This is a genomic window from Aeromonas sp. S19(2024) (assembly GCF_041402625.1).
Classification (GTDB): domain Bacteria; phylum Pseudomonadota; class Gammaproteobacteria; order Enterobacterales; family Aeromonadaceae; genus Aeromonas; species Aeromonas caviae.
The window spans coordinates 338117-357419 of the sequence record NZ_JBGLQU010000005.1; the positions used below are offsets into that span (position 1 = coordinate 338117).

Sequence of the window (19303 nt, forward strand, 5' to 3'; positions counted from 1 at the left end):
TGTCTCCTGTTAACTGACGGTGGGCTCTTCGAACAGCTGGAACTCGATCTCGCCCTGCTCCACCAGCTCGCGCACCAGCTTCATGGCCTCTTCCCGGGCCTGCTCCACCTTGCGCAGGGAGACGCTGCCCTGATCCTGGATCTGGGCCTCCAGTGCCTGTGCCATCCGTTTGGGCATGGCGCCAAGCACCACCTTGCGGAAACCGGCATCGGTGTTCTTCAGGGCCAGGGCCAGCAGATCCGCCGGCAGCTCCTGCACCAGACGTTGCAGGGTATCGTCGCTCTGGCGACGCAGGGCCATGAAGTCAAACATGTTCTTCTCGATTTCGAGGGCCAGCTCACCATCGTGCTCCCGCAGCAGGGTGAGCATCTGCTCCTTGTTCCCCTGATATCGATTGAGGATATCGGCCACCTGGCGCACCCCGTTGACCTTGGCGCCGGACTGATCGGCCACATAGGCGAGGCAGCGATCCAGGGTGAGCCGCAGCTCACCCAGCACGTGTTCGCTGACCGAGCTGAGGCTCGCGACCCGCACCAGCAGATCGTCGTGCACAGACCCCGGCAGGGCATCGAGCACGGCAGAGGCGGTCTGGGGGGGCAGGAAGGCGAGCAAGACAGCCTGCATCTGGGGATGCTCATTGCGGAAGAAGCGGGCCAGCACATCCGCCGGCACCCATTGCAGACGCTGGATGTCCTGGCTCATCGCATCGCCATAGAGGCTGTCGAGCAGGCTGCGGGAAAGCCGCTGGCCCAGCGCCAGATCCAGGGTCTGTTCCAGATATTCCCGGGAGGCGCTGCCGATGCCGCTCTGCTCGCGATACTGGTTGAAGAACTGCTGCAGCGTCCACTTGGCTTCTATCGAACTCACGCCGGAGAGGCTGGCCATCTTGGAGATGAGGCGCTGCACTTCGTCACGGGACAACTTCTGCATCACCTTGGCCGCCGCCTCGGTGCCCATGCTCAGCAGCAGGATCGCGGCTTTTTCCAGATTGTCGATGTCGATGTCGACCGCGTTCTGATTCAGATTAACGTTGCTCATTGCCACTCACCCATTGTCTGACCACTTCCGCCACCCGGGCCGTGTCCTTGTCTACCAGCAGTTGCAGGTGCTTGAGCTGGACTTCCAGCTCGGAACCCGGTTCGGGCAGCGCCTCCAGATCCAGGGAGGAGAACTGGGGCTCGAGCCGGAACTCGGACTGAGACTGGGACAGGCTCTTGCCCGTCGCAGACTCTTCCAGTTCCCCATCCCCTTCCCGGCGCATGGAGAGGCCCATGGTTGGCTCCTGCTCCTCGTCCGGCTCCTGTGCGGCATCAGTGTCGGGATATTGCTGGGTACGCACCAGGTGCTTCACCAGAGGACGGATGCCGAAGAACACCAGGGTCAGCCCCAGCAAACCACCCACCAGGTAACGCAGGGAGTCTTGCCAGTAAGGGGTTTCCAGCCAGCTCGACGCTGGCGGCTCCACCGGCACCGCACCGGTGAAATCGAAGACCTGCAGGCTGATCTGGTCGCCACGGGAGCCGTCAAAGCCCACCGAACGCTCCACCATCTGGCGGATCTGCTCGAGCTGTTCCGGGCTCCACCCCTCCTTGGGAGCGCTCTGCTGATTGAGCAGGATGGAGACATTCATTTTCTCCAGTCGTCCCTGCTGATAGCGGGTATGCACTATGGTGCGGCTGCTTTCATACTGCCTGCTGACTTCCTGCCGCTCGGTGCGGGTATCGTTCTTGGCAGGCTCCTGGGCAGCATTCCCCTCGGTGGCGGCCTGATCGGTCTTGGGAGCGGTTTCGGGCGGTCGATTGGAGAGCGCACCGGGGATACCGAGGGCCAGGGCATCAATGGTCTTGTCCGATTTGTTGGACTCCCTGGTCACCACGGCATTGGGATCGAGCTGTTGCTGGGTCTCTTCCACCGCATTGAAATTGACGTCCGCGGCGATCTGCACCCGGAAGTTGCCCGTGCCCAGCATGGGGGAGAGCATGTCGCTGGCACGCTGGCGAATGTACTGCTCCAGCTTGCGCACATATTCCATCTGCTGGACGCTCTGCTTGCCGAAACCGGCCTTGTCGCCGAGCTCGGCACTCAGCAGCTGGCCGCTTTGATCCACCACGGTGACGGCCCCGGGCTTCATGCCGGAGATACTGCCCGCCACCAGGTTGGCAATCGCCTCGACCTGGCCCGGCTCCATGGTCTGGCCCGGTTGCAGATCCAGCATCACGGACGCGCTGGGTTTTTCCTCGTCGCGCCCCACGAACAGGGTCCGCTTCGGAATGGCCAGATGTACCCGGGCACTGCGCACTGCATCCAGGGAGATGATGGTTCTGGCCAGCTCCCCTTCCAGGGCATGGCGGTAGCGCGCCCCTTCCATGAACTCGCTGGTGCCAAGGCCGGTGACATTGTCGAGCCCCTCCAGGCCGGACGGCATGGCCGCCCTCACGCCCCGCGCGGCCAGCGCCATGCGGATGTGGGCCAACTGGCTTTCAGGCACCAGGATCTGGCCGGAACTTTTCTCCAGCCGGAAGGGTACCTGCTCCTTCTCCAGCATCTCCATGATGTTGGCGGTGTCGTAAAGCTCCTGCTTGCCGTAGAGGGGCACGTAATTCTTGCTGGAGGTCCAGAGGATGACCACTATGGTGGCGGCAACCACGGCGGCCAGCAGCGCGATGGTCAGAATGGATTTGTTGTCGCGAGACAGGGTACGCCAGTTGCGCACCCCGTCCTGCACCCGGGCCAGCAGGGAGCCCGACGCCCCCGGTGCGGAGGATACCAGTTCAGTCATGATCAACCTCAGAGCGGCATGCGCATGATGTCATCAAAACCCGTCATCAGTTTGTTGCGCACCTGCATCAGGGCGGAAAAACTGAGACCGGCCTTCTGGCTGGCCACCATGGCCCCCACCAGATCGTCGCTCTGACCCGCATCGACGGCGGTCATCAATCGGGAGGCGATGTTCTGCTGCTCGTTGACGCGGCCGACGACGTCGCGCATGGCGTCGCTGAACGAGACGCCTGACGCCTCGTTCGGTTCGATGGAAGGGGCTTGACTGGCGACTCGCTGCATTTCCTGCATCTGCTGCAGGAGCGTCACCTGTGATGACATGATCTCAATCTTCACTCGGTTATCCCTTAGTTTTGTATCTGCTGCTCGACATCGATGCCCTGCTCGCGCATGGCAGCCAGCTTGTATCTAAGTGCCCGGGTCGTCATTCCGAGGGCTTCGGCCGTGCGTGTCCGGTGACCACGGAAACGGCGCAACGTCTCAAGTACGAATTGAAATTCAGCATGCCGCTTGGTCTCGCTGAGCCCCTCGGGGGCCGCAAGCGCCTGCGGTTGCGGGGTGTCGGCTTCGGCGGCGTAATGGGGCAACATCAGATCGACGGCCTGAATATGCAAGCCGCGAGCCATAATTAGCGCTCGCTGAATCACGTTGTCCAGCTCACGCACATTGCCAGGCCAGTCATAGGAGAGCAGTTGCTGACGGGCACTCTCACCGAGGCGATACCCCTGCTGTGCGGCGTAGCGTTCGATAAAGTATTCCGCCAGAGGCAGGATGTCATCCCGCCTCTCCCGCAGTGCCGGCCAGCTCATGGGGAGCACGTCAAGCCGGTAGAAAAGGTCCTCGCGAAACGCGCCCTGCAGCACCAGCTCCCTCAGGTCCCGGTTGCTGGCGGCGATGATCCGCACATCCAGCGCGATCACCTGATGACTGCCGAGGCGTTCCACCTCTTTCTCCTGCAACACCCGCAGCAACTTGGCCTGCAGCGCCAGCGGCAGTTCGGAGATCTCGTCGAGCAGCAGAGTACCGCCCTGGGCCAGCTCGAATTTTCCCTGCTGGTTGGCGGTTGCCCCGGTGAAGGCCCCCTTGCTGTGTCCGAACAGGATGGATTCGAGCATGGCTTCCGGGATGGCCGCACAGTTGATGGCCACGAAAGGCTTGCCGGCCCGGCTGGACATCTCGTGGATGTAGCGAGCCAGTCGCTCCTTGCCTGTCCCGGATTCGCCACCGATGAGGATGGTGGCCGATGTCTTGGCTGCCCGCCGGGCAAGCTGCAACACCTGCAGGCTCTGGGGAGACGTGGCGATCAGATTGGGAATGGCCTGGCGCAGGCGCAGGGCCCCTCTCACCACATCGAGGATCTGGCGCTGGCTGAAGGGCTTGATGATGTAGTCGATGGCGCCGGCCCGCATGGCTTCCGCCGCCAGGTAGGCTTGATGCTCGTTGACCAGAATGACGCAGTCGGTCCCTGTCAGCGTCTGCACCATGGCGGGCCCGGCCTCGGTCATGACCGCCATGTCGAGCAAAATGAGATCGACCGCATGGTTCGAGAGAAATTGCTTGGCCAGCGACACGGAATCGACACAGGAAACACGATAACCGGCACTGAGCAATATACGATCAACATCGTTTCCATTTGATAACGAAGCGGAAACTAATAATAAATGAGCATGCGTTTCAATACCGGTCGGTATTGAATTTTCCTTGCTAGATAAATCAGAAAACATATATCCCGAACCTGTGATTGCACATGAATCAATCAACAGAACTGATGCGTGAAAAATAAAGACACACAAATAGAGACCGCACCCGTTATTGAGTGAATGGTCTATATCAGTATAAAAACAAGGCGGGAAATCATGGCCTTGGTAACCCCGCTATCATTAGCATCAATGCTGTTAGACCGGAGGCTTTGCGTCCTGACTTTTCAGTTCAGTTTGCCTTTATCATGCGACGACCCGTATTTGGATGGCATGGCTACGTTGTCCCTGAAGCCATGTGATACATCCGACTATTTCTATTTTTTCTTTGCTGTCAGTATGTATCGCGTCAAAAGTCGTCACATGATAGCGGCTTTATATGACAATTCAAGCAGATATGCGGAATAGGCGCTTCCTGTCCCTGTGACGCCAAGGCAATTCCACTTCAGCCCAGAGTCCCGATGACTTCGACTCGCAAATCTTCCGGTATCTCGTTATAGGAGAGCACCTTGAGGCCTTTCGAGAAGGAACGGGCGTAACGGGCTATCAGTGGTCTGAGCTGGGGCATCACCACCAGCACGGGCGCATATCCCTGTTGCTGCAGTTGCTCCTTCACCAGCGGCATGTTCTGCTGCAACTGCGCCAGCAACTGGGGATCCACCGGGAAGCTGTCCAGCTGGATCTTGCCCTGCTGCTGTGACTGGCTCATGGCCGTCAGCAAGGTCTGCTCCAGCCGGTCATCCAGGGTGAAGGCCGCCAGCACGTCGCGGGACCCTATCGCCTGTCTGACGATCTGGCGCTTCAGTGCGCAGCGCACATCGGACGCCAGCAGGACGGGATCCTTGGTCAGCTCGCTCGCATCCAGCAAGGTGGTGGCGATGGTGCGGATGTCGGTGAGGCTGATCTGCTCCTTGAGCAACTGGCGGAAGACCCGCAGTTGCTGCATCTGGGTCAGGGCCAGATTGAGCTCTTCCGCAAGACGGGGGGACTGGGCCGCCAGATGCTGACCCAGCTTGCCCACCTCGTCATGACCAAACAGGCCGTCGAGCTGCTCCCTGAGCAGCTTGCTGGCGTGAGTCGCGATGACGGTGGCGGAATCCACCACCGAGTAGCCCAGATTGAGGGCCTTGGCCTTGTTGTCCGGCGAAATCCAGACCGCACTCATGCCATAGGCAGGATCCTGTGTCAGCTCGCCATCCAGGGCGCCATAGGTCTCACCGCTGCTGATGGCCATCAACCGCTGGCAATCCACATTGCCCGAGGCCAAAGGGATGCCGGAGAGCTTGATGCGGTACTCATCCGGCTGCAATTGCAGGTTGTCCCTCACCCGGATCTCGGGCAGCAGGAAGCCGTACTGCTCGGAGAGTGTCTTGCGAATACCGCGCACCCGGGCCAGCAGCTCGGCCCCCTTGTCCGCCTCCGCCAGCGGTACCAGGCGATAACCCAGTTCGATGGCGACCGCATCCACCGGGGGCAGGTCCTGCCACTCCAGTCCCTGGGGCTCCGGCTGCACCATCTGGCGCGTCAGCGCCTCGGCCGCATCCAGCGCGGGATCCTGCACCCGGCGCTTGCTGACGCTCCAGCCGGTCCAGGCCAGCACGGCCGCAAAGCTGAGGAAGGCCAGCATGGGCATGCCGGGAACCAGCCCCAGGATCAGCATGACGGTAGCCGCCGTGTAGATCACCCGAGGAGAGGCCAGGATCTGCTGGCCAACCTGATCCGACATCTCCCCTTCGTCACTCACGCGGGTGACGATGATGGCTGCCGCCGTGGACATCAGCAGGGAGGGGATCTGGGCGACCAGACCGTCACCTATGGTGAGCAGGGCATAGATGCGGAAGGCATCGGAAACCGGCAGCGAGTGCTGGAAGATGCCGATGGCCAGGCCCCCTACCAGGTTGATGATGAGCACCAGCAGACCGGCGATGGCATCACCACGTACGAACTTGGAGGCCCCGTCCATGGCCCCGTAGAAGTCTGCTTCCCTGGCGATCTCCTCCCGTCTTGCCCGGGCCTGGTGCTGATCCAGGGTCCCTGCATTGAGGTCGGCGTCGATGGCCATCTGCTTGCCCGGCATGGCGTCCAGGGTGAAGCGGGCGGACACTTCCGAGATCCGCTCGCCCCCCTTGGTGATCACCACGAAGTTGATGATCATCAGAATGACGAAGACCACCAGACCCACCACGTAGTTGCCACCGATGACCACTTCGCCGAAGGCCTGGATCACCTTGCCGGCCGCTTCGTTGCCCTCATGGCCGTGCAGCAGCACCACCCGGGTGGAGGCGACGTTGAGGGAGAGGCGCATCAGGGTGGCCACCAGCAGCACGGTCGGGAAGACGGAGAAGTCGAGGGGCCGGCGGGCCGAGACGGAGACCAGCAGCACCAGCACCGCCAGCACGATGTTGAAGGTGAACAGGGCATCCAGCAGCCAGCCTGGCAGAGGCAGTATCATCATCGCCAGGATGGCCAGCAGCATCATGGGGATGGCTGTATAGGATTGGGTAAAGACACGCCAGTTCACAACTTACCTCTCAGGTTGACGTAATTCGGGCGGTACGTGCAGGGGGGCAAGGGGATTGGGTTTCCTGCCCTTGCCAGCCTCATAGGCCCGTAGCTGCAATACATGGTTCAATACATAGGCGACCGCGGTGTACAGACCCGCCGGCACTTCCTGATCCACCCGGGTGGAGTAGTAGATGGCCCGGGTCAGCTCGGGCAGGCTCATCACCCGCTTGTCATGGGCTTTGGCCACCTCGCGGATCCGCTCCGCCATGCCGTCCACCCCTTTGGCAATCACATAGGGGGCGTTGGCCCGCTCGGGATCGTACTTGATGGCCACCGCATAATGGGTCGGGTTCACTATGATGACATCGGCCTGGGGCACACGCTGTTCGATGCGGGCCCTGGCCAGCATCCCCTGCACCTGGCGGATCCTCGCCTTGATTTCCGGACGCCCCTCGCTGTTCTTGTGCTCGTCCTTGACCTCCTGCTTGGTCATCTTCAACTGCTTGTTCAAGGACCAGCGCTGGTAGGGCACATCCAGCACCGCGATGAGCATCTGCACACTGCCTAGCAAGATGAATGCCTGGGAGAGGATCCGCAGCGCCTGCTCCATGGCCGCCTGGGGAGGCATGCGGTTCATCATCATCAGAGTGGGCCACTGGTGCTGGAGCATCATGGCCAGGGTGCCGCCGATCAGCAGCACCTTGAGCAGGGATTTCAGGAGTTCCATCAGGCTGTGAGTGGAGAACATCCGCTTGAGCCCCTTGAGCGGGTTGAGCTTCTCCCCGCTTGGCATCAGCTTCTTCCAGACCAGCACCATGCCGCCAGGCACGCTACTGAGCAGCACCAGCAGCAGGGCCAGCACGCCAAACAGAGGCAGCAGCACCCACAGCATCCCGATCAGGGCGTCCGCGGTCCACTGGATCATCATCTGGGGATCCCGTGCCCCCTGCCAGTTGAAACGCTGGGGCTGCTTCATCAGCTCGGCAAAGAAGAGCCCGAAACTCGGCACCATCCACTGCATGACCAGACCGCCGACGAGCAGCAGGCCGGCCGAGCTCAACTCCCTGGAGCGTGCAATCTGGCCCTCTTCCCGCGCCTTGCGCCGTTTCTGGGAGGAGGCCTCTTCGGTTTTGTCCTGGGCGCTGTGCTGGCTCATGTCGGCGTCAATGCCCTGAGCTGGGTCAGCACGTAACCGACCAGATCCAGATAGCGGGCCGGGACGCCGCTGATGGAGATGGCCATGGTGAGCAGCCCCAGCAGCAACGTCATGGGGAAGCCCAGAGAGAAGATGTTCAGGGAAGGGGCCGTGCGATTGAGCACCCCGAAGGTGAGGTTCACCATCAGCATGGCCACCACGGCAGGCAGGGTCAGGATGAGGGCGGCTCCGATGCTCCAGCCAAACAGGCCGATGACCCCCTTCAGATCGAGGACGTAGAGCGAGGTTCCCGGCGGCCAGGTGCGCAGGCTCTGCACCAGAACATCCAAAGTCACCAGATGGCCGTTCAGACCGAGGAACAACAGGGAGCAGAAGACCAGCATGATCTGGCTGACGATGGGCGCCGTGTCTCCGTTGGAAGGATCGTTCATCACCGCCATCCCCAACCCCATCTGCATGGAGAGGATCTGCCCCGCCATGGTCATCACCATGAACAGCATCTGTATGCAGAGCCCGAACAGCAGACCGAACAGCAACTGCTCCAGGGTCAGCACCATCATGCCGGCACTGAGGGGATCCAGCGCCGGCATACCTTTCATCATGGGGGCGATCAGCAGACTGATGACGAAGGCCAGCAGGATGCGAACCTGTGCAGGCACCCGGCCGTCGCCGAATACCGGCATCACCCAGAAGGCGGCCGCGATGCGAATGAAGGGCCACCACCACTGTCCCAGCCAGGCGGTCAGCTCGGCCGCACTGAACGACAGCAGGGAGTTCATCCGATAAGCCCGGGGATCTTCTGGAACAGGTCGGCGAACAGGGTGGTGATCTGCGACAGCAGCCAGTTTCCCGTGAAGATGAGGGTCAGCAGGGTCACGATGAAACGGGGCAGGAAGCTCAGTGTCTGTTCCTGGATCTGGGTCGCTGCCTGGAAGATGCTGACCACCAGCCCGACGATGAGACCGGGCACGATCAGCACCGAGACCATGATGACCACCAGGTTCACGGCCCCGCCCACCAGGGCCACACTCTGCTCGGGGGTCACGTCAGCCTCCCCCGCCGAAACTGGCCGCCAGGGTACCGACCGTCATGGACCAGCCATCCACCAGCACGAAGACCATCAACTTGAATGGCAGCGAGATGATGAGAGGGGAGAGCATCATCATCCCCATGGCCATCAACACGCTGGCGACCACCAGATCGATGACCAGAAAGGGGATGAACAGCATGAAACCTATCTGGAAGGCGGTGTTCAGCTCGCTCAGCACGAAGGCCGGCAACAGCACGCCGAACGGCACCTCGCTCTTGGCGAGGGTGGTCGGCTCTCCGGAGATGCGCAGCATCTGCTCGAGATCCGGCTCCCGGGTCTGGGCCAGCATGAATTGGCGCAGCGGTTTTTCGGCGCGGGCCAGCCCCTCCGTCAGGGTGATCTCGTTCTGGTCGTATGGCACGAAGGCGTTCTGGTACATCTCGGTCCAGACCGGCCTCATGATCACCAGGGTCAGGATCAGGCTGATGCCGATCAGCACCCGGTTGGGTGGGCTTTGCTGCAATCCCAGGGCCTGACGCAGGATGGCCAGCACTATGATGATCCGGGTAAAACTGGTCATCATCAGCAGCAGGGTCGGCAGCAGACCCAGCAGGGTCATGAAGAAGAGGATCTGCAGCTTGACGCTGTAGTCCTCTCCCCCAGCTTCGCTCGGCGATACCGAGAACAGCGTCATGTCCGCGCCCCAGCTCGGCAACGCCAGCAGGAGCAGGGCAACCAGCAGGTAACGCATCAGTCGTTCATGCCGCCCAGCAATTTGGTGTCCACGACGTCCACCAGCCGCAGCCCGTATTTGCCGTTGACCACCACCACCTCGCCCCTGGCCAGCAGGCGCCCGTTGACGCGGACATCCAGCGGCTCGCCCGCCAGCTTGTCCAGCTCGATGACGGCCCCCTCTTCCACCTTCATCAGCTCGCCCAGCGCCACCTCGGTGCTGGCCACTTCCAGCGTCACCTTGACCGGAATGTGATGAAAGAAGGAGAGATCCCGCTGCTTGGTACTGCTGGTCGGCGCCATGTAGTCGGCCGCACTCGGCATGCTGATGTCGTCCCCAAACAGCTGATCCAGGCCATCCAGATCCAGCGGGTCATTCATGTTGTGCTCGTTCACGATTCGACTACTCCTCTACCACTGTTGCGACCTGGTACACCAGGCTGCCTTTATGTTCGGCAATGCGTCCATTGAAACAGGGGCGCTGGCCGGTCAGGGCCGGCACCACCTCGGGTAAATCCAGCGAGAGCACGTCTCCCACCTTGAGGCATTCGAGATCCGCCAGCGTCATGGACATCTGTCCCATGACCACCCGCAGCCGCACCGGCACCTGGATCAACGCCTCTTCCAGTTGCGCCACCTGCACACGCTGACCTTCAGCGATACCGGGCGCCTCTTCAGGGGGCGCCAGCCAGAACTGCCAATCGTGCTGGCTGCCACCGGCCAGCATACTGGCCTGCGCCTTCCAGAGCGGGCCTGCGGGCAGGGCTTCCCGGGAGATCAGATTCAGCTGCCAGGAGAGGTCTCCCTGCCCCTGACAGGTCGACCAGATTTCCACCTGGTACTGGCACAGCCGCAGCAGCAGTCGCTGTTCAGTGTCGGTCAATCCCCTGCCATGGGCTGCCGTGGCCCCCTTGTGTTGCAGAGTGCCGCCGAAAAACAGCACGGCAAGCCGATAGATGACCGCAGGAGAGATGGAGAAAAAGGCGACACGCTGGGCATCCAGAGGAGTACGGGCTTCGACCCAGACCTGATGATCATCCTCCTCTTGCGGCAACGCAGAAGAAAAGTCCTGGTAACCCAGATCGCAATCCGCCGCATTGAACAACTGGGCCATGCAGCCCGACGCCTGCTGGGAAAAGACGCTCAGTTGGGTGTTGAGTTGCCTGAGACGAGCCTGGTTGGCCCTCTCGACCCCCAGCAAGTCATATTGAGGCAGGGCTCTGCCCCGCTCGGCACAGATCAACCGGGAAGGGGTGTGCATTACGCCGCTTGATGACATTACAAATCCACCTTTGCCATTTTCATCTCGTCCTGCTGCATGGAGACATGCCGGCTCCATGATCGATACCGATAGCCCAGACGACACAGAGCGACCGAAAGGGGCGAGAACTTTATTACAAAACCCCAAAAGGCGCCACGCGACCGCGTGACCAGCCGAAAATAAAAATCCCGGCACCAAAAGGTGCCGGGATTTCGAGGTAATCACTTACCAGAAAGAGGTCGGAGTCGGCCTGTAAGCCGGGTTCTGTACCGGGTTGCCCCGGGTAGCAATCATTCCTCTAGGCCAGCAATCGCTCGCTGGCTCAAGCAACCTACCCGCCCCCAACGCGGGCCGCGCCAATAGGGGCCTATTTGGTCTTGCTTCGGGTGGAGTTTACCGTGCCACGAACTGTTGCCAGTCGCGCGGTGCGCTCTTACCGCACCCTTTCACCCTTACCTGATCCCTTGCGGGCCATCGGCGGTCTGCTCTCTGTTGCACTGGTCGTAGGCTCGCGCCCCCCAGGCGTTACCTGGCACCCTGCCCTGTGAAGCCCGGACTTTCCTCCCCTCCGCCCGTCTGTCCCGAGGGACACAACGACGAAGCAGCGATTGCCCAGCCAACTCCGAGGCGCGGATTATAGCCTCGCGAGACGGACGGGGTAAACCGTCAATTCCGGTTTACGGCAATTAATAGTGCTCGAGACCGTATTTGTAGAGGGCGTTCTTCTTCACCCCGTGGATCTCGGCGGTGAGGGCTGCAGCCTTCTTGAGGGGCAGCTCGCCGACCAGCAGGCCCAGGGTGCGGATCGCCTCCGCAGGCAACTCATCATCCACCTTGCTGGCACCGGCGACCACCAGCACGATCTCCCCGCGGCAACGGTTATCGTCCTCTCCGAGCCAGGCCAGCATCTCGGAGGCGGGCAGACCGTGGATGGACTCGAAGGTCTTGGTCAGCTCGCGGCACACCACCACCTGGCGCTCGCCAAGGATGCGAGCAATCGCTTCCACGGTATCCTGCACCCGGCGCGGCGATTCGTAGAACACCAGAGAGCGGGTGTCTTCGATGACGGCTTGCAGGCGATCATCCCGCCCCTTGGCCTTGGCCGGCAGGAAACCCTCGAAGGCGAAGCGGTCGGTGGGCAGCCCGGCGGCGGACAGCGCCGTGATGGCGGCGCAGGGACCGGGCAGCGGCACCACCTTGACCCCGGCTTCGCGACAACGGGTGACCAGGTGATAACCGGGGTCGCTGATGAGCGGCGTCCCCGCATCGGAGACCAGGGCCACGCTCTTGCCCTCCTTGATGCGGGCGATCAGCACATCCGCCTTTTGCTGCTCGTTGTGATCGTGCAGGGCAAAGGTCGGTACCGAGATCTGGTAGTGGCTGAGCAGGATCCCGGTATGCCGGGTATCCTCGGCGGCCACCAGATCGACGCTGCGCAGCACGTCCAGTGCTCGCTGGGTGATGTCGGCCAGATTGCCGATCGGAGTGGGGACTATATACAGGGTTGGGATGTCACTCATGGGAGCTCCGAGTGTCCCGACAATTGTGTCGCCATATTGGCCCGTTTACACTATGGAGAATTTCAACACTGGTCGGGGAATGAACTTGAACCGGGTTATAAAGCAGCTAAGTGTATCACGACTCTTCGGCATCCTACTCGCGGCAGTCCTGCTCGCCGCCTGTGCGTCGGAGCCCAATCAATCTTCCGGACAACCCGGCATGCCGTCAGCCTTCTCGGATCTGACCAAGAATGCCCAGTGGTATCTGGAGCAAGTGGATCCCGCCAAACCGGCAGAGGCCTTCGTGTGGCAGATGATGGCGGCGCGCAGCTATCTGGCGCTCGGCCAGGCCAAACCGGCTGCCGCTCTGTATCAGCAGTTGCAGAAGCAGGCGAAGAGCCCGGTGCAGCAGGCGCAGTTGCAACTGCTGCAGGCACACCTGCTGCTCGCCCAGGGCAACGCCAACCAGGCGCTGATCCTGCTGGAAGGCAAGCCGGATGTGGTGCTGGATGCCGATACCCAGAAGGACTGGTACCGCCAGCGCGTGGTGCTGCAGCTCGACATCAACAACAAGTTTGGTGCGGCCAAGTCGCTGATCCTGCTGGAACCTTATCTGGCCAAGAATGAGCTGGCCACCAATCACCAGCAGATCTGGTCACTGCTGAAAAGCATGACCCCCTCCACCCTGCAGGCGCTCGAAGAGGAGCCAGCTCCCGATGTCACCACCGGCTGGCTGCGACTGGCGGCGCTGGTGAACGAGTTCGGGGCACAGCCGAGCCAGCTGGCCCGCCAGCTTGCCGGCTGGAAGCAGAGCTTCCCTAACCACCCTGCCCAGAGCGACATGCCGGCCGGCCTTGGGGATCTCGCTATCACGGACAACGGTTCGCTGCAGCAGATCGCCGTCTTCCTGCCGCTCTCCGGCAACCTGGAAGCCCAGGGCGCCGCCATCCGCAACGGCATGCTGATGTCCTACAAGGAAAATCAGAGCCAGTTCACCCTGAACTTCTACGATACCCAGGGCAAGGCGATGGGGGATCTCTACAAGCAGGCGATTCAGGAAGGGGCCAACATGATCATCGGCCCCCTGCTCAAGGATCAGGTGGAGGAGCTGCTCAAGTCGAATCCGACCGTGCCGGTGCTGGCGCTCAACGAGCTGGACAAGCCGATCGTCAACGACAACACCTTCTATTTCTCGCTCTCCGCCGCTGCCGATGCGAGCCAGGCGGCCCAGTACCTCTATGGTCAGGGCTATCGCAAGCCGCTGCTGATCGCGGCACAAGGCCGGATTGGCTACAGCAGTATCAAGGCGTTTGAGCAGGCCTGGGCCGGCGTCAGCCAGGAGAAGCCCGTGGTTGCCACCTTCGGGGCGCGCAACGAAGTGCAGGGCATGGTCAAGAACGCTCTGAGCGGCCGTTCCACCGCACGAGCCGGGGAGATTGTCCAGCTGTCCGATGCCGCGCCGCGCAGCATCGACGCCGTCTATGTGGTGGCCAACAGCCTGGAAACCCGGATGATCAAGCCCTATGTGGACATCTCGGTCAACCCCATGGGCAGCCTGCCCATCTACAGCAGCTCGCGGGGATACGACGGCGGGACGACCGAGGTGGCATCCGAGCTCAACGGTATGCATATCTCCGACATGCCACTGCTGCTGGGTGGCTTCGAGACGCAGCGTGAACAGATTGCCCTGCTCTGGCCCCAGACCCAGGGCGACCTGTTGCGCCTGTTCGCCCTCGGTTACGATGCCGTCAGCCTGGCAGGCAACCTGCCGCAAATGCGCAAGGTCAATGCCATGCAGCAACCCGGCATGAGTGGCCAGCTCAGCGTGGATCCCCAGGGCAACATAGTGCGCATGCTGGACTGGGCCACCTACCAGAATGGCAAGCTGGTCAGCGACAGCGCCGCCCCCCAGCTGGAGGATGCGACTCATGAAGAGGCTACTGACACAACTTCACCAGCAGTGGTTGAACCTGTTGCCGTCGGCAGCGACGAGCAAGGGACAACACTTTGAGCAAATAGCGGAACGCTGGTTGCAGGCCCGCGGCCTGCAACCCGTGACCCGCAACTACCGCTGCCGTGGCGGCGAGATCGATCTCATCATGCGCCAGGGAGAGACCCTGGTGTTCGTTGAAGTGAGATATCGCGCCAACGCCACCCATGGCGGTGCAGCCAGCTCGGTCACCCGGCGCAAACAGCACAAGATCGTGCTGGCCGCGCGCCACTATTTCAAGCACCATGCCATCAATGAGGCCAACCAGGCCTGTCGATTCGATGTGATCGCGTTCGAGGGCGACCAGCCGGACTGGATCCAGAACGCGTTTTAAGAGGACCCCATGACTGATCCCATCAAAGAGAATTACACCGAAAGCATCCAGACCAAGATAGCTGCCGCCGAAGCACTGCCGGATGCCATCCATACGGCAGCCCAGATGCTGACCATCTGCCTGCTCAATGGCCACAAGGTGATGGCATGTGGCAATGGTCCTTCCTCGGCATTGGCACAGCTGTTCATTTCCGAACTGGTGAACTGCTATGAAACGCCTCGCCCCTCCCTGCCCGGTCTCGCCCTGACGCCCGACATGGCGACCATCAGCGCCATCGCCACGGATCACGGTTTCGAAGAGGTCTATGCCAAACAGATACGTGCTCTGGGACAACCAGGCGACATCCTGGTGGTCATCACCACGACAGGCAACAGCCGCAGCCTCATCAAGGCTGCGGAGGCCGCCCTCTCCCGCGACATGACCATCATTGTTCTCGGTGGCGGAGACGGGGGAGAGATCGCCGGTCTGCTGGGCCCCAATGACGTGGAGATCCGCGTTCCTTCCGCTCGCCGTCCTCGTATTCTGGAAGTGAACCTGTTGACCCTGCACTGTCTCTGTGATCTCATCGACCAGACACTTTTCCCGCAACAGGAAGACTGAAACCATGAAGAAGCCTATTCTCGCTCTTGCCCTGCTGACCGGCGTCCTGCTGCTGCAAGGCTGTGCTGCCGTGGTGGTCGGTGGCGCGGCTGGCACCGCCAAGGCGAGCGGCGATCGCCGCACCCTGGGTGCCCAGTGGGACGATCAGACCATAGAGCTGAAAGCCGCCAACCTGTTGGCCGACAACAAGCCCCTGAGCGCCGCCAGCAAGATCAGTGTCTACAGCAACAACGGCCGTGTGCTGCTGGTGGGTCAGACACCCTCTGACGCTTACAAACAGGAAGCGGGCAGAATCGTGAGCCGGATTGAAGGGGTTCGCCATGTCTACAACGAGCTGCGCCTTGGCAAACCAGTCAGTATCGGCGTGCGCAGCAATGACACCTGGATCACCTCCAAGGTGCGGGCCGACATGCTGGGCACCAAGAACTTCGACAGCGCCAAGGTGAAGGTTGTCACCGAGAATGGCGAGGTATTTCTCATTGGGTTGGTCACCCGCCAGGAAGGGGATCAGGCCGTGGAAATCGCCCGCCACGTCAGCGGCGTTAAACAGGTGATCAAAGCCTTCGAGTTTGCCCAGAATTGACCATCTGGCAGGATGAAAAAACGCAGCCTTCAGGCTGCGTTTTTTTATTTGATGACTTTCAGGGTCGGGCGACCGCTCGGGCGCGGTGGTTCCGGCTCGGGGTCAACCGACGTTGGTGTCTGTGCCTGTTCCAGCCAGAGGTCATACCCGGGCTCCGGCGGGAACAGGGTCCCTACTCCGTTCTCCCTGGCATGGATGGCCAGTACGGCCGCCATGGGAATATAGACCTGCTGCGATACGCCACCGAAACGGGCGCTGAAGCTGACAGCGTCATTGTCCATGTGGAACTGGCCCACGGCCCGGGGGGCGATGTTCAGAACAATCTGGCCATCCTGCACGAACTGCATCGGTACCATCACATGGGGAATGTTGGCATTGACCACCAGATGGGGTGTCAGATCGTTATCCAGCAACCAGTCAAAAAACGCCCGCAGCAGATACGGGCGACTGGGTGTCATTGTCGGTTCCATGCTCATACGCCGGCACGGATCTCGCGCTCGGCCTCGGTCAGGGAAGCCTGGAAGGATTCACGCTCGAACAGGCGTACCATGTAAGCCTTCAGCTCTTTGGCGCCACGGCCGGTGAAATCGATGCCCAGGCTCGGCAGACGCCACAGCAACGGCGCCATGTAGCAGTCGACCAGACCGAACTCTTCGCTCATGAAGTAGGGCATCTCGCCGAAGATGGGGGCGATGGCCAGCAGGTTGTCGCGCAACTCGGCACGGGCGGCTTCGGTATCTGTGCCCGCCATGATCTTGTCGGCCAGAGAGTACCAGTCCAGCTCGATGCGGTGCATCATCAAACGGCTGTTGCCGCGCGCGACCGGATAAACCGGCATCAGGGGCGGATGCGGGAAACGCTCGTCCAGATACTCCATGATGATGCGCGAGGTGTACAACGCCAGCTCGCGATCCACCAGAGTCGGTACAGTGTTGTACGGGTTCAGCTCGGCCAGCTCATCCGGCAGGTTGGCAGGATCAACCTGGCAGATATCCACGCTAACACCCTTCTCCGCCAGGACAATACGCACCTGATGGCTGAACATATCGTTGGCACCGGAAAACAGCGTCATTACCGAACGCTTATTGGCAGCTACAGCCATTGAACCCTCCCGTCATTAAAAAGCAGAAACGGCAATGAAGCATGTCTGTCTTCATTGCCGTGCGTCATATTACTCCGATCTGGTCGCTTAGTGAACGTCGCGCCAGAATTCCTTCTTCAACAGCACAGTGAAGATGAAGAAGATAGCGATGAATCCGAGTACCCAGAAGCCCATGCGTTCGCGCTCCTGCTGCACCGGCTCAGCCGAGTAGACCAAGAAGTTTACCAGATCCAGTACCGTCTGATCATATTCTTCGTTGTTCATTTCACCGTTGCCGTCAGATTTGATGCTGACGACTTGCTGCATCTCCACGCCATCCAGGGTGTGCGTCTTGAACTCGGCGCGGGGCGTCCCCTGCAACGGCTCCAGCACATGGGGCATACCCACGGACGGGAAGACGGCGTTGTTCACCCCGAATGGACGGGTTTCGTCCACATAGAAGGAACGCAGATAGGTGTAGATCCAGTCTGCACCACGCACCCGGGCAACCAGGGTCAGGTCGGGGGGCGGCGCGCCGAACCAGCGAGCAGCATCCTTCTCGGACATGGCGCTCTTCATCAGATCGCCGATCTTGGCGCCGGTGAAGACCAGGTTCTCCTTCATCAGATCGTCCGGAATGCCAATGTCGGCCGCCACCCGGTTATAACGCTGGTACTGGGTGGAGTGACAGCCGGCACAGTAGTTCATGAAGGTGGCGGCCCCCCGTTGCAGGGATGCCTTGTCACTCAGATCGTACTCCGCCTTGTCGAGAGGGAAGCCACCGCCAGAGGCCAACACCAGACCAGGCAGCAGGGCCAGCACTGCAAAAATTATTCTTTTCATTTGAATGTCACCCTCTCCGGCAGCGGCTTGGTGTTCTCATTCTTGCTGTAGAAGAACAACAGGACGAAGAATCCGAAATAACCCAGAGTACAGAGTTGTGCAATCAGCGTCAGGGTCGGGGTTGATGGCAGCACGCCCAGCACCCCCAGGATAATGAAGCAGACCACGAACTGGGCGATGTTCAGCTTGTGCAGGGTGCTGCGGTAACGCACCGAGCGCACCTTGCAGCGATCCAGCCAGGGCAACAGGAACAGCACCACGATGGAGAGGCCCATCATGATGACCCCCAGGAGCTTGTCCGGCACCGCACGCAGGATGGCGTAGAAGGGGGTGAAGTACCAGACCGGAGCGATATGCGCCGGTGTCTTCAGGCCGTTGGCCACCTCAAAGTTCGGTTTCTCGAGGAAATAGCCCCACATATCCGGCTTGAAGAAGATGATGGCACAGAAGAAGAACAGGAAACCGGCTACCCCGATCATGTCCTTCACGGTGAAGTAGGGGTGGAACGCGACCGCATCCAGTGGCCAGCCGTTCTCGTCCTTGTGCTTCTTGATGTCGATGCCATCGGGGTTGTTGGAGCCCACCTCGTGCAGCGCCAGGATATGCATGGCCACCAGCATCACCAGCACCAGCGGCAGAGCGATGACGTGCAGCGCAAAGAAGCGGTTCAGGGTCGCACCCGAGATGACATAATCCCCCCGGATCCACAGGGTCAGATCGTCACCGATAACGGGGATGGCACCGAACAGCGAGATGATGACCTGGGCCCCCCAGAACGACATCTGCCCCCAGGGCAGCAGGTAACCCATGAAGGCCTCGGCCATCAGCACCAGGAAGATCAGCATGCCGAAGATCCACAGCAGTTCCCGTGGCTTCTGGTAAGAGCCGTAGATCATGCCGCGGAACATGTGCAGGTAGACCACGATGAAGAAGGCGGATGCCCCGGTTGAGTGCATGTAACGCAGCAGCCAGCCGTAATCCACATCCCGCATGATGTATTCCACGGAAGCGAAGGCACCTTCCGCCGAAGGGTTGTAGTTCATGGTCAGCCAGATGCCGGTGATGATCTGGTTGACCAGCACCAACATGGCAAGCGAGCCGAAGAAGTACCAGAAGTTCAGGTTCTTGGGCGCCGGATACTTGGCCATATGGTCGTTGTACATGGCCGTGAGCGGGAAACGATCATCGATCCAGCCCATGAGTTTGGCAAACAT

The 19303-nt window shown here is 60.9% G+C and carries 20 protein-coding genes, 1 other RNA gene and 1 riboswitch; of the genes, 4 read left to right on the plus strand and 17 right to left on the minus strand.

Going from position 1 to position 19303, the window contains the following annotated elements; all coding sequences use genetic code 11:
- Nucleotides 1-9: 9 nt before the first annotated feature.
- From fliGL to rsmI, 13 genes are all read right to left on the minus strand, one after another.
- Nucleotides 10-1038, minus strand: a complete 1029-nt coding sequence (gene fliGL, locus ACB037_RS13210) for a lateral flagellar motor switch protein FliGL (RefSeq protein ID WP_041211827.1) — start codon at nucleotides 1036-1038, stop codon at nucleotides 10-12.
- On the minus strand, nucleotides 1025-2770 hold the full coding sequence (fliFL, locus tag ACB037_RS13215) for a lateral flagellar M-ring protein FliFL (RefSeq protein ID WP_371175428.1): 1746 nt from the start codon (nucleotides 2768-2770) through the stop codon (nucleotides 1025-1027). Before fliFL ends, fliGL begins: the two co-directional genes overlap by 14 nt.
- A 17-nt stretch (nucleotides 2771-2787) precedes the next feature.
- On the minus strand, nucleotides 2788-3114 hold the full coding sequence (gene lfiE, locus ACB037_RS13220; RefSeq protein ID WP_128271445.1) for a lateral flagellar hook-basal body complex protein LfiE: 327 nt from the start codon (nucleotides 3112-3114) through the stop codon (nucleotides 2788-2790).
- A gap of 11 nt (nucleotides 3115-3125) precedes the next feature.
- A complete protein-coding gene (gene lafK / locus ACB037_RS13225; protein ID WP_371175418.1) occupies nucleotides 3126-4388 on the minus strand; it encodes a lateral flagellar response regulator transcription factor LafK in 1263 nt (420 codons plus the stop codon).
- 251 nt (nucleotides 4389-4639) lie between these two features.
- Nucleotides 4640-4727, minus strand: a riboswitch (cyclic di-GMP riboswitch).
- A gap of 193 nt (nucleotides 4728-4920) precedes the next feature.
- Nucleotides 4921-6996, minus strand: a complete 2076-nt coding sequence (lfhA, locus tag ACB037_RS13230) for a lateral flagellar biosynthesis protein LfhA (protein ID WP_371175419.1) — start codon at nucleotides 6994-6996, stop codon at nucleotides 4921-4923.
- A gap of 3 nt (nucleotides 6997-6999) precedes the next feature.
- Complete coding sequence (gene flhB, locus ACB037_RS13235; RefSeq protein WP_041214022.1) at nucleotides 7000-8136, minus strand: flagellar biosynthesis protein FlhB; 1137 nt, start codon at nucleotides 8134-8136, stop codon at nucleotides 7000-7002.
- Nucleotides 8133-8915 carry a lateral flagellar biosynthetic protein LfiR gene (lfiR, locus tag ACB037_RS13240; RefSeq protein ID WP_104452187.1) on the minus strand — a complete coding sequence of 261 codons (783 nt, stop codon included), beginning with the start codon at nucleotides 8913-8915 and terminating at the stop codon, nucleotides 8133-8135. The genes flhB and lfiR overlap by 4 nt, the downstream gene beginning before the upstream one ends.
- Complete coding sequence (fliQ, locus tag ACB037_RS13245) at nucleotides 8912-9181, minus strand: flagellar biosynthesis protein FliQ (protein ID WP_041211832.1); 270 nt, start codon at nucleotides 9179-9181, stop codon at nucleotides 8912-8914. The genes lfiR and fliQ overlap by 4 nt, the downstream gene beginning before the upstream one ends.
- A gap of 1 nt (nucleotide 9182) precedes the next feature.
- Nucleotides 9183-9917: a flagellar type III secretion system pore protein FliP gene (gene fliP, locus ACB037_RS13250; RefSeq protein WP_041211833.1), complete on the minus strand. Its 735-nt coding sequence runs from the start codon at nucleotides 9915-9917 to the stop codon at nucleotides 9183-9185.
- Nucleotides 9917-10294 carry a lateral flagellar motor switch protein LfiN gene (gene lfiN / locus ACB037_RS13255; protein WP_041211834.1) on the minus strand — a complete coding sequence of 126 codons (378 nt, stop codon included), beginning with the start codon at nucleotides 10292-10294 and terminating at the stop codon, nucleotides 9917-9919. Before lfiN ends, fliP begins: the two co-directional genes overlap by 1 nt.
- 7 nt (nucleotides 10295-10301) lie before the next feature.
- Entirely contained in the window at nucleotides 10302-11177 is an 876-nt protein-coding gene (lfiM, locus tag ACB037_RS13260; RefSeq protein WP_371175420.1) for a lateral flagellar motor switch protein LfiM, read from the minus strand.
- Between the two features lie 219 nt (nucleotides 11178-11396).
- Nucleotides 11397-11783: RNase P RNA component class A (rnpB, locus tag ACB037_RS13265), an RNA gene on the minus strand.
- Nucleotides 11784-11845: 62 nt separating this feature from the next.
- Nucleotides 11846-12679, minus strand: a complete 834-nt coding sequence (rsmI, locus tag ACB037_RS13270; protein WP_069652269.1) for a 16S rRNA (cytidine(1402)-2'-O)-methyltransferase — start codon at nucleotides 12677-12679, stop codon at nucleotides 11846-11848.
- 199 nt (nucleotides 12680-12878) lie between these two features.
- Here rsmI and ACB037_RS13275 point away from each other — a divergent pair, with 199 nt between their 5' ends.
- The 4 genes from ACB037_RS13275 to dolP are packed head-to-tail and all read left to right on the plus strand — an operon-like array spanning nucleotide 12879 to nucleotide 16165.
- Nucleotides 12879-14669, plus strand: coding sequence for a penicillin-binding protein activator (locus tag ACB037_RS13275; protein WP_049637188.1), 1791 nt, complete (start codon nucleotides 12879-12881; stop codon nucleotides 14667-14669).
- A complete protein-coding gene (locus ACB037_RS13280; RefSeq protein WP_371175421.1) occupies nucleotides 14587-14982 on the plus strand; it encodes a YraN family protein in 396 nt (131 codons plus the stop codon). The genes ACB037_RS13275 and ACB037_RS13280 overlap by 83 nt, the downstream gene beginning before the upstream one ends.
- A 9-nt stretch (nucleotides 14983-14991) precedes the next feature.
- Complete coding sequence (locus tag ACB037_RS13285; RefSeq protein ID WP_010675848.1) at nucleotides 14992-15582, plus strand: SIS domain-containing protein; 591 nt, start codon at nucleotides 14992-14994, stop codon at nucleotides 15580-15582.
- A gap of 4 nt (nucleotides 15583-15586) precedes the next feature.
- Nucleotides 15587-16165, plus strand: coding sequence for a division/outer membrane stress-associated lipid-binding lipoprotein (gene dolP / locus ACB037_RS13290; protein ID WP_010675849.1), 579 nt, complete (start codon nucleotides 15587-15589; stop codon nucleotides 16163-16165).
- A gap of 44 nt (nucleotides 16166-16209) precedes the next feature.
- Here dolP and ACB037_RS13295 read toward each other — a convergent pair whose 3' ends face one another.
- The 4 genes from ACB037_RS13295 to ACB037_RS13310 all read right to left on the minus strand — a co-directional run bounded on the left by ACB037_RS13295 (nucleotide 16210) and on the right by ACB037_RS13310 (nucleotide 19303).
- On the minus strand, nucleotides 16210-16641 hold the full coding sequence (locus tag ACB037_RS13295; RefSeq protein WP_029314842.1) for a ClpXP protease specificity-enhancing factor: 432 nt from the start codon (nucleotides 16639-16641) through the stop codon (nucleotides 16210-16212).
- Nucleotides 16638-17267, minus strand: coding sequence for a stringent starvation protein SspA (sspA, locus tag ACB037_RS13300; RefSeq protein WP_039040485.1), 630 nt, complete (start codon nucleotides 17265-17267; stop codon nucleotides 16638-16640). The genes ACB037_RS13295 and sspA overlap by 4 nt, the downstream gene beginning before the upstream one ends.
- An 87-nt stretch (nucleotides 17268-17354) precedes the next feature.
- Nucleotides 17355-18089 carry a cytochrome c1 gene (locus tag ACB037_RS13305; protein ID WP_104454878.1) on the minus strand — a complete coding sequence of 245 codons (735 nt, stop codon included), beginning with the start codon at nucleotides 18087-18089 and terminating at the stop codon, nucleotides 17355-17357.
- Complete coding sequence (locus tag ACB037_RS13310; RefSeq protein ID WP_010675853.1) at nucleotides 18086-19303, minus strand: cytochrome bc complex cytochrome b subunit; 1218 nt, start codon at nucleotides 19301-19303, stop codon at nucleotides 18086-18088. The genes ACB037_RS13305 and ACB037_RS13310 overlap by 4 nt, the downstream gene beginning before the upstream one ends.